Origin of the sequence: Anaerostipes sp. CAG:276 (genome assembly GCF_000432215.1) — a bacterium.
Taxonomy (GTDB): domain Bacteria; phylum Bacillota; class Clostridia; order Lachnospirales; family Lachnospiraceae; genus Anaerostipes; species Anaerostipes caccae.
The window spans coordinates 16,489-32,977 of sequence record NZ_FR889180.1 but is presented as its reverse complement, the minus strand read 5'-3'; the positions used below and the strand labels follow the sequence as shown (position 1 = coordinate 32,977).

Sequence of the window (16,489 nt, the reverse complement as noted above, 5' to 3'; positions counted from 1 at the left end):
TATAATTCATATTATAAATTAGCAGGCAACTTAATTCATGATATATTTTGCGCATTTAATTCGTCTTGTTTTTTCTCTTACAACGTGAAGTGTCTGCCGACAGTAAAAATGCCCGCAAAGCCTGCAGAATAAGGCTTTGCGGACATATAAGAATTTGTGAAAAGATAATCAGAAATTTATTTTAAGTTTAAATATAAGATTAAAAACACAAAATTTCTTGTCTTTTATATTAACTTTACAGTTGAAATAGGCTATTATAAATATACAGAAAAGCGATGTAGGAAAAGTGTCCCTGCACCGCTCGTTTTCTGCGGACGCGATGCTGATTATATAATCTCCGGGGACCGGCTGTTTCTGAAAGGAATGACGATTTCGGGAATACCGGATGCATAGGGGGCAATGTCATATTGCTGGTAATAAATCACTAAGCCGGCTGGGGTTATATAAAAATTTTCAGCATGAAAGTTATTACGGAGAAGCTGGCTGTAATCCTCAAAAAAAGTGGCTGGGGATTCTTTTAAACGATCCTCTATCTGTTTTTCTATGCGTCGGAAAAGGCATTCGGGAAATCCCTGTACTCCGGGAAAAAATTCCGTCAGGTTTATCTGCCTTCCCATACAGAAATCCCAGGTGTCAGAGCTGCGCACAGTTGCTCCGTGAGCCCCGCCTGAATAAGAATACTGATCTGTATAAAGACTTACGATACAGCCCTTATTGTAAACTATATGGTAATCAGAAAGAAATTCATAGCTGTTGAATGGCGGTATATTCTCTGGAATATACTGAGCCGCCTGCACTGCCTGCGAATAGAGATCTGTGCGGCAGTTCTTCTCTGTTTTTTCAGCCTTTAATGCATAATAACCGTTTATATGGCAGGCTGCCGGCGGACTGCATGTAGTTTCAAAAAAAGGATAGTTTATCTTATAGGTGAGTACTGGGATATCATGATAGAACATAGTATCTTTCAGAACTTTATTATGGATTTTCTGCATGAGGGCCTCAGAAGTTTTTATTATTGACAGTATACTTGTGGAAATTTTTAAATATGAATATAAATGTTTTTTCTTCTGACAGAATTACCAAAAGATATGGGGGTACAGATGCAAGTCGACCTGACCGACGGCCGGATTGGCCGTTCTATTATATTATTCAGCCTGCCAATGATTGTGGGCAACCTTTTACAACAGTTATATAATATCGCTGATACCCTGATTGTAGGCAGAACGATCGGTGCTGCCGCACTGTCTGCAGTCGGTTCGGCCTATGCTCTGATGGTTCTTCTGACTTCTGTTTTACTGGGACTTTGTATGGGAAGCGGCGTTGTCTTTGCCCAACTCTATGGGCGTAAAGAGCATGACCGAATGAAGACATCTATTGTCAATGCGTTCGTCTTTATTATGTTGGTTTCCGCCGTGATTACGGCAGCAGCATTTCTTCTGCTGGATCATTTGATTGTGTGGCTTCACATTCCAAAAGAAGCGGCCCCGTTTACAAAAGAATACTTATTTATTATTTTTTTTGGAATCTTTTTTGTCTGCATCTATAATTTTTTCAGCTCTGTACTCCGCAGCATCGGCAATACGGTGACACCGTTGGTGTTTTTGGCTGTCTCTGCGGTGCTGAACATCATACTGGACGTGGTTTTTATTTTAAAATTTGGGATGGGGATTGCCGGGGCGGCGTGGGCCACAGTAACCGCCCAGGGGGTATCTGCCGTACTGATTACAGTATACTTTTTTTCTAAAGCAGGAGACTTGTGTCCAAAACGCTGTCATATGTATTACAGCCGGGAACTTCTTGGTATGATCATTAATAATTCTACTCTGACAGCTATACAGCAGTCGATCATGAATCTTGGAATTTTGATGGTGCAGGGATTAGTCAACAGTTTTGGATTTCTTACTTCCGCAGCTTTTGCCGCAGTGGTAAAGATTGATGCCTTCGCCTATATGCCGGCACAGGATTTTGGAAATGCTTTTACCACTTATATCGCACAAAATTATGGAGCGGGAAAACCAGACAGGATAAAAAAAGGTCTTCGGTCAGCGGTATTCATTTCTATTGGGTTTTGCGCGGCTGCGTCTGTGACAGTGGTCGTCTTTGCAAGACAGTTTATGATGATTTTTATCAAACCTCAGGAAACGGAGATTATTGCAATCGGAGTAAAGTATCTGCATATTGTGGGCTGTTTTTATGCAGGGATCGGTATATTGTTCTTGCTTTATGGACTCTATCGGGGACTGGGCCGTTCTGCAGTCTCTATTTGGCTGACTGTCATTTCCCTGGGAAGCAGGGTACTACTGGCCTATATGCTGTCATCTGTGCCGGTCATCGGACTCGCCGGAGTCTGGTGGGCAGTCCCGATCGGATGGGCTTTGGCGGATGCAGCCGGATTGTTATATTTCGTATTCCGGAAAAAGAATCTGTTGCTGGAAAAATAAAGAATCAATGTGATTGACAAAGGAGTTTTATGAGTGATGTAATCGTAGTCGGAGGAGGTGCGGCGGGAATGATCGCTGCCATCTGTTCTGCAGGAGAGGGGAATCGAGTCACCCTATTAGAAAAAAACGAAAAATTGGGGAAAAAGCTTTTTATTACAGGGAAAGGCAGGTGTAATCTGACCAATGCCGGTGACATCGAAGATCTGATGGGCCATGTAGTTACCAACAGGGAATTTTTATACAGTGCATTTTATTCTTTCACCAATGAACAGATGATGGAATGGATGGAGCAATGGGGATGTCCGGTGAAAGTAGAGCGGGGGAACCGTGTGTTTCCTGTGTCTGACAAATCGTCAGACGTGATCAGAGCCATGGAGAGAGAACTTGGCAAAAGAAAGGTGTCTGTTAAGCTGAATACGGAGGTGAGACAGATTCTGACGGAGAATGGCAGCATCAGGGGTGTTGAAGTAAATGGCGGGCGAAAGATGAAGGCGGACAAGGTAGTCATTGCAACGGGAGGCGTTTCTTATCCTTCCACAGGTTCCACCGGAGACGGGCACTCATTTGCAAAAAAAACGGGACATAAGGTGACTCATTTGGACCCGGCGCTTGTTCCTTTTAATATCGACGGGACAGTCTGTTCAAGGCTTCAGGGGCTTTCCCTTAAAAATGTGGAAGCATCCCTTTATGCAGACGGAAAACGTATTTATAAAGAATTCGGGGAGATGCTGTTTACTCATTTTGGCATCAGCGGACCGATTATCATAAGCGCCAGCAGCTATGCGGTGAGGCACAAAGGAAAACAGTTAAAATTTTGCATCGATCTGAAGCCGGCATTGTCGGAAGAACAGCTGGATCAGAGAATTCTGAAAGATTTTCAGAAAAATATCAATAAAGAATTCAAAAATTCTCTTGGAAAGCTGTTGCCAAAAAAAATGATCCCGGTTATCCTAGAACTATCCGGAATTCCGGAGGACAAAAAGGTTCATGAGATCACGAAGGATGAGCGGAGGAGTCTCACAGCACTATTAAAAGCTATGCCTCTTATGGTCACGAGTACGAGAGGGTTTAAAGAGGCTATCATCACTCACGGCGGAGTGGATGTAAAAGAGATCAACCCGAGTACCATGGAATCCAAGAAGGTGCAGGGATTATATTTTGCAGGGGAAGTGTTGGATCTGGATGCGCTGACCGGGGGTTATAATCTTCAGATCGCATGGTCCACAGGATACTTGGCAGGAATGAATTAGGAGGAATCATATATGTACAGTATTGCCATTGACGGCCCGGCGGGAGCCGGAAAGAGCACGATCGCAAAAACAATCGCAAAAAAATTGGAATTTATCTATGTGGATACGGGAGCCATGTACCGGGCCATGGCTTTGTATTTTATCCGCAGCCAGATCGATTATACAGATGAAGCGGCCATTGACGCTGCCTGTAAGGATATAAGAGTCAGCATAACTTATGAGAACGGGATGCAGCAGGTGATTTTAAACGGAGAAAATGTGACCGGACAGATCCGGACGGAGAAAGTGGGGAATATGGCATCCAAGACATCCGCATATCCTTCTGTGAGGGCTGCTCTTTTAGATCTGCAGAGAGATCTCGCAAAAACTGCGGACATTTTAATGGACGGAAGGGATATCGGGACCAATGTGCTTCCCGATGCGGATTTAAAAATATATTTGACGGCTTCCGTGGAGGTCAGGGCAAAGCGCCGCTATGATGAACTCATTGAGAAAGGGCAGGAGGCAGATCTTGCTGTCATTGAAGAAGATATAAAGAAAAGGGACCACCAGGATATGACCAGAGACATCGCGCCGCTTAGACAGGCGGAGGATGCGGTTCTCGTGGATTCTTCCGGGATGACGATCGAAGAAGTAGCCGATACGGTGATCCGCGAATTTGAAAAGGTGAAATAAGAGATGGAAGTAAACTTAGCGAAAACAGCAGGATTTTGTTTCGGTGTCAGACGCGCGGTGGATAAGGTATATGAGGAGGCAGGAAAAGAACAGGTCTATACATACGGACCAATCATCCATAACTCGGAGGTGGTCTCCGATCTGGAACAAAGAGGCGTAAAAGTCCTCCGTTCCAGAGAAGAATTGGAGCAGATTTCAGAGGGAACCGTGATCATCCGGTCCCACGGCGTGGCAAAGGATATTTATGAGCTGATCCGGCAGAAGGGGCTGCATCTGGTAGATGCCACCTGTCCTTTTGTCTTAAAGATCCACAGGATCGTGGAGAAGGCCAGTGCCGAAGGAAAACAGATCCTGATCATCGGCAGCTCGGAGCATCCCGAGGTAGAAGGAATCAGGGGCTGGTGCAGCGGAGAAGTCCATGTGATCTCCGATGCAGAGGGGCTTTCGGGAGTCGAACTCGGAGACAAACCGGCCTGCGTTGTTTCACAGACGACATTTAATTACAATAAATTTCAAGATATAGTTGAAATTATCAAGGAAAAGAGTTATCATATAGAAGTATGTAATACAATTTGTAATGCCACAGAAGAGCGTCAACTGGAAGCAAAATCTATAGCACACGATGTAGATGCAATGATTGTCATTGGCGACAGACAAAGTTCTAACAGCCAGAAATTATATGAGATCAGCAAAAAAGAGTGTGGGAACACCTTTTTTGTGCAGACACTTAAAGACCTGGATTTGAAACTTTTTGAATCGACTGGTAAGGTAGGTATTACAGCGGGGGCATCCACCCCAGAGAAAATTATCAAGGAGGTTCATGCTAGCATGACGGAAAAGAGTTTTGAACAATTATTAGAGGAAAGTTTAGTTACGATTCGTAACGGAGAGGTAGTGGAAGGAACAGTCATTGACGTAAAACCAGATGAGATCATCTTAAACATCGGTTACAAAGCTGACGGTATCCTGACACGCAGTGAGTACTCTAATGATGCGGCTAACTTAGATTTAACAACGATCGCCAAAGTAGGGGATACGATGGAGACAAAAGTCCTTAAAGTGAACGACGGAGAAGGACAAGTGTTGTTGACATATAAGAGACTGGCAGCAGAAAAAGGCAACAAGCGCCTGGAAGAAGCTTACGAAAACAAGGAAGTGCTCAAAGCGCCTGTGGCTCAGGTTTTAGATGGTGGTTTAAGTGTGATTATTGATGAGGCGAGAGTCTTCATCCCGGCAAGCCTTGTATCTGATTCTTACGAGAGAGACTTAAAGAAATACGACGGACAGGAAATCGAGTTTGTCATCAGTGAGTTTAACCCGAGAAAGAGAAGAGTCATCGGAGACCGCAAGCAGTTGTTAGTGGCTGCAAAGAAAGAAAAACAGAAAGAATTATTCGCAAAGATCGAGCCTGGAATGAAGATCGACGGAGTTGTCAAGAACGTGACAGACTTCGGTGCATTCATCGACTTAGGCGGCGCAGACGGACTGCTTCATATTTCAGAGATGTCCTGGGGACGTGTGGAAAATCCGAAAAAGGTATTTTCTATCGGTGATAAGGTAACTGTACTGATCAAGGATATCCAGGGTGAAAAGATCGCGCTGAGCCTGAAATTCCCAGAGGAAAATCCATGGTTAAAGGCAGAAGAGAAATACAAAGTTGGCAATGTTGTGGACGGAAAAGTCGCACGTATGACAGATTTCGGAGCATTTGTTGAGCTGGAATCAGGCATTGACGCACTGCTTCACGTTTCTCAGATTGCCAAGGAACATATTGACAAGCCATCTGATGTTTTATCCGTTGGACAGGAAATCACAGCCAAAGTCGTTGACTTCAAAAAGGATGAAAAGAAGATCAGCTTGAGCATGAAAGCATTGCTCAATGACAATGCAGAGGATGCAGAATAAGAGATTGACGGGGCGGTTTCCGATGCAGGAAACCGTCTTTTTTTGACCTGTCGGGGGTTCCCTTTGAATCGGCTATTGTAATATGGCTGATTTTAAGCTATAATGTTTTCTAATACGTCTTGCTGTGGCGGATCATTGTCCTGTCAGGAAAGACAAATTTTATATAAGGAGTAGTTTACCAATGCAAATAAAGAAATTTAAAAAAGTATTAGTAGCCAACCGCGGTGAGATTGCGATCCGTGTATTCCGTGCTCTCAATGAGCTGGGGATTACCACTGTTGGTGTATTTTCAAAAGAAGACCGCTATGCATTGTTCCGCTCCAAGGCGGATGAGTCATATCAGCTGAATCCGGATAAAGGACCGATCGATGCGTATCTGGATATCAAGACCATCATCCGGATTGCCAAAGAGAAAAATGTGGATGCGATCCATCCGGGGTATGGATTCCTGTCTGAAAATCCGGAATTTGTAGATGCCTGTGAGAGACACGGGATTACCTTTATCGGACCGACATCTGACATCATGAGGGCGATGGGAGATAAAATCTCTTCCAAGCAGATGGCAATCAAAGCGGATGTGCCGATCATACCGGGTGTGGACCATGCGGTACATAGTGAAAAAGAAGTCATTGAGATTGCAGAGAAGGTCGGATATCCTGTGATGCTGAAAGCATCCAACGGAGGCGGCGGACGCGGCATGCGCATCGTTCACACGGCAGAAGATATGCCGAAGGAATATGCGGAAGCAAGAGATGAATCCAAAAAGGCATTCGGAGACGATCAGATTTTTATTGAAAAGTACCTGAAAAGTCCGAAACATATTGAAGTACAGATCATCGGAGATAACTACGGCAATGTCGTTCATCTGTATGACCGTGACTGTTCCGTTCAGCGGCGTCACCAGAAGGTGGTAGAGTATGCACCGGCCTTCAGCATTCCGGAAGAGACAAGGAAGGTGATATTTGACAGTTCGTTAAGGCTGGCAAAGACGGTCGGATACCGCAACGCCGGAACCTTAGAGTTTCTTGTGGATGCCGATAACAATCCTTACTTCATCGAGATGAATCCGAGGGTTCAGGTAGAACACACGGTGACAGAGATGGTAACAGGGATCGATATCGTACAGACGCAGATCCTCGTTGCTCAGGGGTATGCCCTTGACTCTGATGAGATTCAGATTCCTTCTCAGGAAAGTGTGGAAACTACGGGCTATGCTATTCAGACACGTATCACCACCGAAGATCCTTCAAACAACTTCCTGCCGGATACAGGAAAGATCACAGTATACCGTTCCGGAGCCGGAAACGGAATCCGCCTGGACGGAGGAAATGCATATGCAGGGGCAGAGATCACTCCATATTATGACAGTCTCCTCGTAAAGGCATGCTCTCATGACCGTACGTTCTTAGGGGCTGTGATGAAGTCTACCCGTGTGCTGAAAGAGACAAGAATCCGGGGTATCAAGACCAACATCCCGTTCCTGATCAATGTCCTTAACCATGAGACTTTTAAATCAGGACAGTGCTATACGACATTTATAGAAGATACTCCTGAGCTGTTCCTTTTCGCCGCATCCCAGGACCGTGCCACAAAGATTCTGGAGTTCCTCGGAAATAAAATGGTCAACGAACAGAAGGCAGAAGAAAAACCGTTTTTCGAAGACCGTGTGCTTCCGAAGTATGACAAAAAGAAAGAGATTTACGGCGCCAGGGATGAATTTTTAAAACTCGGAGCCGAAGGTTATACTCAGAAGATCTTAAATGATAAAAAACTTTATGTAACTGACACAACAATGAGAGATGCCCAGCAGTCTTTGATGGCCACCCGTATGAGAACGAAGGATCTTGCAGGGGCTGCCAAGGCATCCAACCAGTACATGGCAAATGCATTTTCCATGGAAGCGTGGGGAGGAGCCACATACGATACTTCTTACCGCTTCTTAAAGGAATCTCCGTGGGTAAGACTGGCACTCTTAAGAGAAAGAATGCCGAATACCCTGATTCAGATGCTTCTTCGGGCGTCCAATGCGGTCGGATACAAGAATTATCCGGACAATGTAGTGACAACCTTTATCGAAGAGGCGGCATCCCGCGGAGTCGATGTATTCCGTATTTTTGACAGCTTAAACTGGGTTGAGAATATGAAGCTTCCGATTGAAACGGCTTTAAAGACCGGTAAGATCGTGGAAGGAGCTATCTGTTATACCGGGGATATTCTGAATCCGGATGAGACAAAATATACACTGGATTACTATGTAAAAAAGGCAAAAGAATTGGAAAGCCTGGGATGCCACATCTTTACCATCAAAGATATGGCAGGGCTTGTAAAGCCTTATGCAGCCGAAAAGCTCATCAAAACGTTAAAAGAAGAACTGAATATACCGGTTAATCTGCATACCCATGATTCCACCGGAAACGGAGTCAGCACTCTGCTGAAAGCAGCGGAAGCGGGAGTGGATATTGTTGACTGTGCCATCGGATCTATGAGTTCCATGACAAGCAACCCGTCCATGAACTCTCTTACAGAGGCACTCAGGGGAACCGAGAGGGATACGGGATTAGTTCCGGATGAACTCACAGAATTAAGCCAGTACTATGAGAGACTGAGACCGGTTTATAAACAGTTTGAAAGCGGCATGGACGCTCCGAACACAGAGATCTACAAGTATGAGATCCCGGGAGGACAGTACTCCAACCTGCTGGCTCAGGTAAAAGAGATGGGAGCAGCAGAGGATTTTGAGGAGATCAAGAGTCTGTACAAAGATGCCAATGATCTGCTTGGAAATATTGTAAAAGTTACGCCTTCCTCTAAAGTCGTCGGAGACTTTGCCATCTTTATGTTTAAAAACGGTCTGACCAAAGAAAATATTCTGACAGAGGGCAGAGGATTATCTTATCCTGATTCCGTAGTCGAATATTTTGAAGGAATGATCGGACAGCCGGAAGGCGGATTCCCGAAAGAACTTCAGGCTATCGTGCTGAAAGGCAAAGAGCCGATCACCGTCCGTCCGGGAAGCCTGATTCCTCCGGAAGATTTCGATCAGATCAAGAAAGGGCTCAAAGAGTTCTTTTATATTGATACAATGGAAGACGAAAAGACGCTTCACCGCAAAGCCATCAGCTATGCGATGTATCCGAAAGTATATGAGGATTACTGCAGACATTTTGAGGCTTACAATGACGTCACAAGGCTGGAAAGCCATGTGTATTTCTACGGGCTGAGAAAGGGTGAGGAGACGACACTGACCATCGGAGAAGGAAAAGATTTGATCATCAAGTTTGTGGATATGTCAGAACCCGATGAGAACGGATACCGTCTGCTGGAATTCGAGGTCAACGGTTCCATGCGTGAAGTGAAGATCTTAGACCGCAACCTGGAAGTCAAGGCCGACCACAGGATCAAAGCGGATAAGAGCAATCCGGGACATTTAGGCTCAACAATTCCTGGAACCGTCGGAAAAGTCCTCGTAAAAGAGGGAGATCCGGTAACTGTGAATATGCCGCTTCTTACCGTGGAAGCAATGAAGATGGAAACCACCGTCGTATCCAAAGTTAACGGAAAGGTGGATAAGATCTACGTTAATGAAGGCGAACAGGTCAATCAGGAAGATCTGCTTGTATCTTTTGAAATCGAAGAAGAATAATCTTACTCATAATGACAGACAATAAAAGGGAGAAGCACTGCGCTTCTTCCTTTTTATTAAATCAAAGTGAGGATTTCGATATGAATGAAGATCAAAGAAATGAGATAAGAGATACCGGAGAACTGGACCTGGGCGGGATTCATGTCATGACGGTCATAGGAGAGATCGAGGGGCATCAGCTGTCCCCGCAGAACTCCAAGACAACCAAATATGAGCATATGATCCCTGCGCTTGCCAAAGCAGAGTACTCTGACGATATCAAGGGGATACTGATTCTGCTCAATACGGTTGGAGGGGATGTGGAATGTGGGCTTGCCCTTGCGGAAATGATTGCTTCCCTGAGTAAACCAACGGTAACGCTTGTATTGGGAGGGAGCCATTCCATCGGAGTGCCTCTTGCAGTCTCTTCTGACTATTCATTTATTGTTAAAAGTGCAACAATGATGATCCATCCGGTGCGCTCCAGCGGAACCTTCATCGGTGTGCTTCAAAGCTACCGTAATATTGAGAAGATTCAGGACCGTATTACCAGATTCATCAGCGATCACTCTGACATTGCGGAGGATAAGGTGGAAGAACTGATGCTGCACATCGGAGAACAGGTGAAAGACGCAGGAACCGTACTTGAGGGAGAACAGGCGGTGGAACTGGGCCTGATCAATGAAATCGGGGGCATGAGCGAGGCCTTTGCAAAGCTTAAGGAACTCATACAAAATACCTCGGAAAACTGAGAAAAAACCGGGGGTTCCGGTGTACAGAATAAAGTACAAAAAAAGCAAAAAAATCCTTTAATTTCGGGTAAAAGTAGTGTAGAATGATAATAGATTGTTTTTATTTTAACGAACATTAAAGGAGGAGCTATGAGAGGAATTGAGACCCCGGTCCGAGAGATCAGAAAAAAGGTATTTACAGAGATTGCTAAATTTGCCTATGAACAAAGAGACCTTGAAGAAATCGAGGATCTGCCGTACGAATTAGTGAAAGGTGAGCTGCCGACATACCGCGACAGTATTTATCGTGAAAGGGCAGTGGTAGGAGAGAGAATCCGTCTTGCCATGGGGATGTCTTTAAGACCTGCTGATAAGCCTGCAAGAATAACAAAAGGAATCAAACAGAGCAACATTGCTGAAAAATACTACGAGCCGCCGCTTCTGCAGGTGATCCCGGCAGCATGCAACGCCTGCAAGGACAGAGCATTCATTGTAGGAGGAGAGTGTCAGGGATGTATGGCACATCCATGTATGGAAGTATGTCCGAAAAATGCAATCAGTTTTGTGGACGGATATTCCTACATTGATCAGGAAAAGTGCATTAAGTGCGGACAGTGCCAGAAAGTATGCCCATACAGTGCGATCCATGAGAGAAAAAGGCCGTGTGAAGTAGCCTGTGGCGTGGGAGCGATCGAGACTGATTATGCAGGACGTGCTACCATTAATCCTGACAAATGTGTATCCTGCGGCATGTGCATGGTCAACTGTCCGTTTGGAGCCATTGCAGACAAGTCACAGATCTACCAGCTGATCAAAGCCATGAATGAAGGCAACGAAGTCATCGCCATCCTGGCCCCTGCTTTTGTTGGACAGTTTGGGCCGAAGGCAACCCCTGCCAAGGTGAAGGCCGCACTGCTGGAGATCGGATTTGCCGACGTATGGGAAGTGGCAGTGGGAGCGGATGCAGGTGCCCTGGAAGAAGCGGATCACTATGCACATGGAGTTGCTACAGGAGAGGTGCCGTTCCTTTTGACCTCCTGCTGTCCGTCCTGGTCTATGCTCGGGAAAAAGTACTTCCCTGAACTGATCGACCAGATTTCAAATTCACTGACCCCGATGGTGGCGACAGCCAGAGCCGCAAGACAGACCAACAAGAACGCAAAAATCGTATTCGTCGGTCCTTGTGTGGCTAAAAAACTGGAAGCTTCCAGAAAGTCTGTCAGAAGTGAAGTGGATTTTGTCATTACATTTGAAGAATTGGACGGCATGTTTACCGCCAAGGATATTGATTTCAGTACTTACGACAAGGAAGTCGAGATGAACGATGCGTTCGGTGCAGGACGCGGATATGCAGTCGCAAGCGGTGTTGCCGCGGCTATTGAAGCATGCGTAAAAGAATACCATCCGGGAGTGGATGTGAAGATTGACCATGTGGAAGGACTCGCAGAATGCAAGAAGATGCTTCTTCAGGCAAAAGCCGGCAAGAAGAACGGGTACCTGATCGAAGGAATGGGATGTCCGGGAGGATGCGTTGCCGGAGCCGGAACCAATATCCCGGTAGTCAAAGCGGGTGTACAGGTTAAGAAGTTCGTGAATGAAGCAGAGCAGTTCATTCCGCCTGAGACAGCAAAATACTGATATTCATTATATTTCAAAGATACAAAAGAGTCTGAACGGAACCAAAGAGTTCTGTCCAGGCTCTTTACATTTATTTAGGTTAATTGTAAAATAGTCATATAACTCTTTTGATGAAGGGTTGTTGAGTATTAAATATAAGAAGAAAAGAGATTCCAGAAGAATGGCAGCAAAAAAAAGAAAGAGAAGAAACACAGCACGAAAGAAGAAAAAGCAAAAAGACTTTGCAGGGTTCTATCAGGAAATTGCGGTTCTGTTAAGTTTTGCAGTTTGTCTTTTTTTATTTTTGAGTAATTTCAGACTCTGCGGAAAAGTGGGAAACACGGTAAGTTCCGCGCTGTTCGGAGTGCTGGGCGGTGTTCACTATGCTGCTCCTATTGTTATATTGATCATGATCCTTCTGCTGATCTCCAATCAGTATAGCAGCATCTCGGTAAAGAAGTCTTTTTTTATTGTTCTGCTCCTGTGTATGACTGCGGCGATATGGCAGATGGCGACAGACATCCGTATGTCTGATGCAGCAGTGTTGTACCGGTACGGATCGGAACATCATGCGGGAGGCGGAGTGGTCGGAGGTGTCATCGCTTCTTTTCTGTATAAGGAGCTGGGACTGGCAGGAAGTTATGTTGTCGTATTTTTTTTGACAGCAATTTCTATGATACTGATTACTGAGAGATCACTGCTCTCCTTTGTAAAGCGTGTGGCAGCATTTTTTGCACCCGAACGGACTTCAGGAAAGAAGACCAAAACAGCTGATAAGAGAAAGCCAAAAGAAAAAGAGGACAGGCAGGCATCAGGAATCAAGACTCCAAAGCTTCCAGACTTAAAGCTGAAAAGGAGAGAGAAACAGTCAAAGGTACTGGATGACCTTACTCTGATGCCGGAAGAGCCGGCAAAAGAACCGGACAAGCCGTTTGATCTGGACGAGATGATCGGACAGCCCGATGAGGAAGTACTGCCGGAGGAGCCGGAGCTGAAGCCGGGCAAAAGATCTTTTGTGAACAGAGAGAAATCAGAGCCTGAACCTATACCGGAGATTTCCATACATCCTTCTGCGCTGGAGGAGGGAGATTATGTGTTTCCGCCGGTGACTCTGCTGAAAAAGGGAAAGAAGGCCGGAGGAAACAGTCAGGCAGAACTTAAAAAGACAGCCCTGAAGCTGGAGCAGACGCTGAGAAACTTCGGCGTCAATGTGACGATTACGGACATCAGCTGCGGGCCGTCTGTTACCAGGTTTGAACTTCAGCCGGAGCAGGGAGTAAAGGTCAGCAAGATCGTCGGGCTTTCCGATGATATTAAACTGAATCTGGCGGCCCCGGACATACGGATCGAAGCTCCGATTCCGGGAAAGGCAGCAGTGGGCATCGAAGTGCCGAATAAGACCAATCAGGTGGTCATGTTCCGGGATCTGATTGAAAATAATGACTTTAAACGCTTCTCTTCCAATATCGCGTTTGCGGTAGGAAAGAATCTGGCTGGCAAGGTGATTATCTCAGACATTGCAAAGATGCCGCACCTTTTGATTGCAGGTGCCACAGGTTCCGGGAAATCAGTGTGTATCAATACGCTGATCATGAGTATTTTATATAAAGCAAGTCCCAACGATGTGAAGCTGATCATGATCGATCCCAAAGTCGTGGAACTGAGTACATATCAGGGAATCCCGCATCTTCTCATCCCGGTGGTCACAGATCCCAAGCAGGCATCCAGCGCGCTTAACTGGGCAGTTATGGAGATGGGAGACCGCTATAAGAAGTTTGCGGACGTCAATGTAAGAAATCTGACCGGATATAATGAAAAAGTAAAAGAGATGATGGAAAAGGGAATGGAAGGTGAAGACTTCCAGCCGCTGCCTCAGATCGTCATTATTGTGGATGAGCTTGCGGACCTTATGATGGTTGCGCCGGGTGAGGTAGAGGATGCGATCGTAAGGCTTTCTCAGCTTGCCAGAGCGGCAGGCATCCATCTGATCATTGCCACCCAGAGACCATCTGTCAATGTCATCACAGGACTGATCAAGGCTAATGTCCCTTCAAGAATCGCATTTTCTGTGTCCTCCGGGGTGGATTCCCGCACGATCATTGACATGAACGGAGCAGAGAAGCTCTTAGGAAAAGGAGATATGCTCTTTTATCCGGCAGGATACCAGAAGCCGGTCCGGGTCCAGGGAGCATTTATCAGCGATGAGGAAGTGGGACGTGTCGTAGACTTCTTAAAGAGCCAGAACATAGAAGATGACTACGGCAGTGAGATCAAAGAAAAAATCGAGACGGCCAGTGTGAAGGCATCGGTTTCGGCAGACAGAGACGAATATTTTGAAGATGCGGCCAAATTTATCATAGATAAGGACAAAGCATCCATTGCAAGCCTTCAGAGGATTTTTAAGATCGGATTCAACAGGGCGGCAAGGTTGATGGACCAGCTCTGTGAAGCCGGGATCGTCGGAGAAGAGGAAGGCACAAAGCCCCGTAAGGTTCTTATGAGCCAGGAAGAATTTGAACAATACAAAGAGGAATATTTATAGAAGAAAGGAATCCAACCAATGAAAACAGACATTCAGATTGCACAGGAAGCAAAGTTACAGCCAATCAGGGAAGTAGCGGCGTCTCTTGGGATCAGTGAAGACGATCTTGAGCTGTACGGCAAATATAAAGCGAAGCTGTCTTCCGGATTCATGAACGAAATCAAGGATCGTGAGGACGGGAAGCTTGTACTTGTGACGGCGATCAATCCGACTCCGGCGGGAGAAGGAAAAACTACGACCAGCATTGGTCTCGCACAGGGACTCACAAAGCTCGGGAAGAAAACGGTGGCTGCGTTAAGAGAACCTTCTCTCGGACCGTGCTTCGGGATCAAAGGAGGTGCTGCCGGAGGCGGATATGCCCAGGTGGTGCCGATGGAAGACTTAAATCTTCACTTTACCGGTGACTTTCATGCCATCACTTCCGCAAATAATCTTTTGGCAGCCATGATTGACAATCATATTCAGCAGGGAAATGCACTGAGGATCGATACGAGAGACATCGTCTGGAAACGATGCCTGGATATGAATGACAGGGCACTGAGAAATATTGTCGTGGGATTGGGAAGAAAAGTGGACGGAGTTGTCCGTGAAGATCACTTTGTGATCACGGTGGCCTCCGAGATTATGGCAATTCTCTGCCTTGCAAATGACATGGAAGATCTGAAGAAACGTTTAGGCAAGATCATTGTTGCCTATAATATGGATAAAGAACCTGTGACAGCAGCGGAATTAAATGCTGTGGGAGCCATGGCGGCCCTCTTAAAGGATGCCTTAAAGCCGAACCTGATCCAGACGCTGGAACATACGCCGGCCTTTGTACACGGCGGTCCTTTTGCAAACATCGCTCATGGCTGCAACAGTGTCCAGGCTACGAAGATGGCTTTAAAGCTTTCCGACATCACTGTCACGGAAGCAGGATTCGGAGCGGACCTTGGAGCCGAGAAGTTTTTGGATATCAAATGTCCGATGGCAGGACTCTCTCCGGATGCGGTTGTCCTGGTAGCAACGGTCAGGGCTCTTAAATATAACGGCGGCGTTTCCAAAGAAGATCTGGGGAGGGAAGATATCGACGCCCTGAGCAGAGGTATTGTAAATCTGGAAAAGCATATTTCCAACCTGAAGCAGTATGGGGTGCCTGTGGTTGTCACACTGAACCGGTTTGTCACAGACACGGAGGCTGAGCTGGACTTTATCAAACATTTCTGCGAGGAGAGAGACTGTGATTTTGCCCTGTCAGAGGTATGGGAAAAAGGCGGAGACGGCGGCATTGAGCTTGGAAAGGCAGTTCTCAGGACGTTAGAGACGAAAAAAAGCGAGTACCGCCCGCTGTATTCTTACGAGGATACTTCCATTGAAGAGAAGATTGAGACGATCGCCACAAAGATTTATGGTGCGGACAATGTAATCTATGCACCGGCGGCAGCCAGACAGAAAAAGCAGCTTACGGAACTTGGCTACGGAAATCTTCCGGTCTGCATGGCGAAAAACCAGTATTCTTTATCTGATGACCCGAAAAAGCTTGGCCGTCCGGAAAATTTTGATATTACGATCCGCGAAATCTATGTAAATGCAGGAGCCGGATTTGTTGTAGCGCTGACCGGAGATATCATGACCATGCCGGGGCTTCCGAAAAAGCCGGCGGCAGAAGGCATTGACGTAAACGAAGACGGTGAGATCACCGGTTTATTCTAGGAGTGACGAGAGGA

Annotated in this window: 10 protein-coding genes; 9 read left to right on the top strand and 1 reads right to left on the bottom strand. The window is 46.0% G+C overall.

Going from position 1 to position 16,489, the window contains the following annotated elements:
• Positions 1-326 precede the first annotated feature (326 nt).
• A complete protein-coding gene (locus QVP35_RS16545; RefSeq protein ID WP_022260849.1) occupies positions 327-992 on the bottom strand; it encodes a DUF3298 and DUF4163 domain-containing protein in 666 nt (221 codons plus the stop codon).
• Positions 993-1,100: 108 nt separating this feature from the next.
• On the opposite strand from QVP35_RS16545, the gene QVP35_RS04815 reads away from it, so the two are divergent.
• From QVP35_RS04815 to QVP35_RS04775, 9 genes are all read left to right on the top strand, one after another.
• Positions 1,101-2,441, top strand: coding sequence for an MATE family efflux transporter (locus QVP35_RS04815; protein WP_225103667.1), 1,341 nt, complete (start codon positions 1,101-1,103; stop codon positions 2,439-2,441).
• A 29-nt stretch (positions 2,442-2,470) separates the two neighbouring features.
• The gene (locus QVP35_RS04810; RefSeq protein WP_009288721.1) at positions 2,471-3,691 is read left to right on the top strand and encodes an NAD(P)/FAD-dependent oxidoreductase; all 1,221 of its coding nucleotides are present in this window, start codon (positions 2,471-2,473) and stop codon (positions 3,689-3,691) included.
• 12 nt (positions 3,692-3,703) lie between these two features.
• Positions 3,704-4,366 (top strand): (d)CMP kinase, encoded by a 663-nt coding sequence (gene cmk, locus QVP35_RS04805; RefSeq protein ID WP_009288720.1) that lies wholly within the window; start codon positions 3,704-3,706, stop codon positions 4,364-4,366.
• Between the two features lie 3 nt (positions 4,367-4,369).
• The gene (locus QVP35_RS04800) at positions 4,370-6,271 is read left to right on the top strand and encodes a bifunctional 4-hydroxy-3-methylbut-2-enyl diphosphate reductase/30S ribosomal protein S1 (RefSeq protein WP_009288719.1); all 1,902 of its coding nucleotides are present in this window, start codon (positions 4,370-4,372) and stop codon (positions 6,269-6,271) included.
• Between the two features lie 181 nt (positions 6,272-6,452).
• On the top strand, positions 6,453-9,914 hold the full coding sequence (locus tag QVP35_RS04795) for a pyruvate carboxylase (protein WP_022260847.1): 3,462 nt from the start codon (positions 6,453-6,455) through the stop codon (positions 9,912-9,914).
• 80 nt (positions 9,915-9,994) lie between these two features.
• Entirely contained in the window at positions 9,995-10,645 is a 651-nt protein-coding gene (locus tag QVP35_RS04790) for a ClpP family protease (RefSeq protein ID WP_022260846.1), read from the top strand.
• A gap of 129 nt (positions 10,646-10,774) precedes the next feature.
• Complete coding sequence (locus QVP35_RS04785) at positions 10,775-12,262, top strand: 4Fe-4S dicluster domain-containing protein (protein WP_006568913.1); 1,488 nt, start codon at positions 10,775-10,777, stop codon at positions 12,260-12,262.
• 160 nt (positions 12,263-12,422) lie between these two features.
• Positions 12,423-14,783 carry a DNA translocase FtsK gene (locus QVP35_RS04780; RefSeq protein WP_022260845.1) on the top strand — a complete coding sequence of 787 codons (2,361 nt, stop codon included), beginning with the start codon at positions 12,423-12,425 and terminating at the stop codon, positions 14,781-14,783.
• 18 nt (positions 14,784-14,801) lie between these two features.
• Positions 14,802-16,475 (top strand): formate--tetrahydrofolate ligase, encoded by a 1,674-nt coding sequence (locus QVP35_RS04775; protein ID WP_006568915.1) that lies wholly within the window; start codon positions 14,802-14,804, stop codon positions 16,473-16,475.
• Positions 16,476-16,489: the final 14 nt, after the last annotated feature.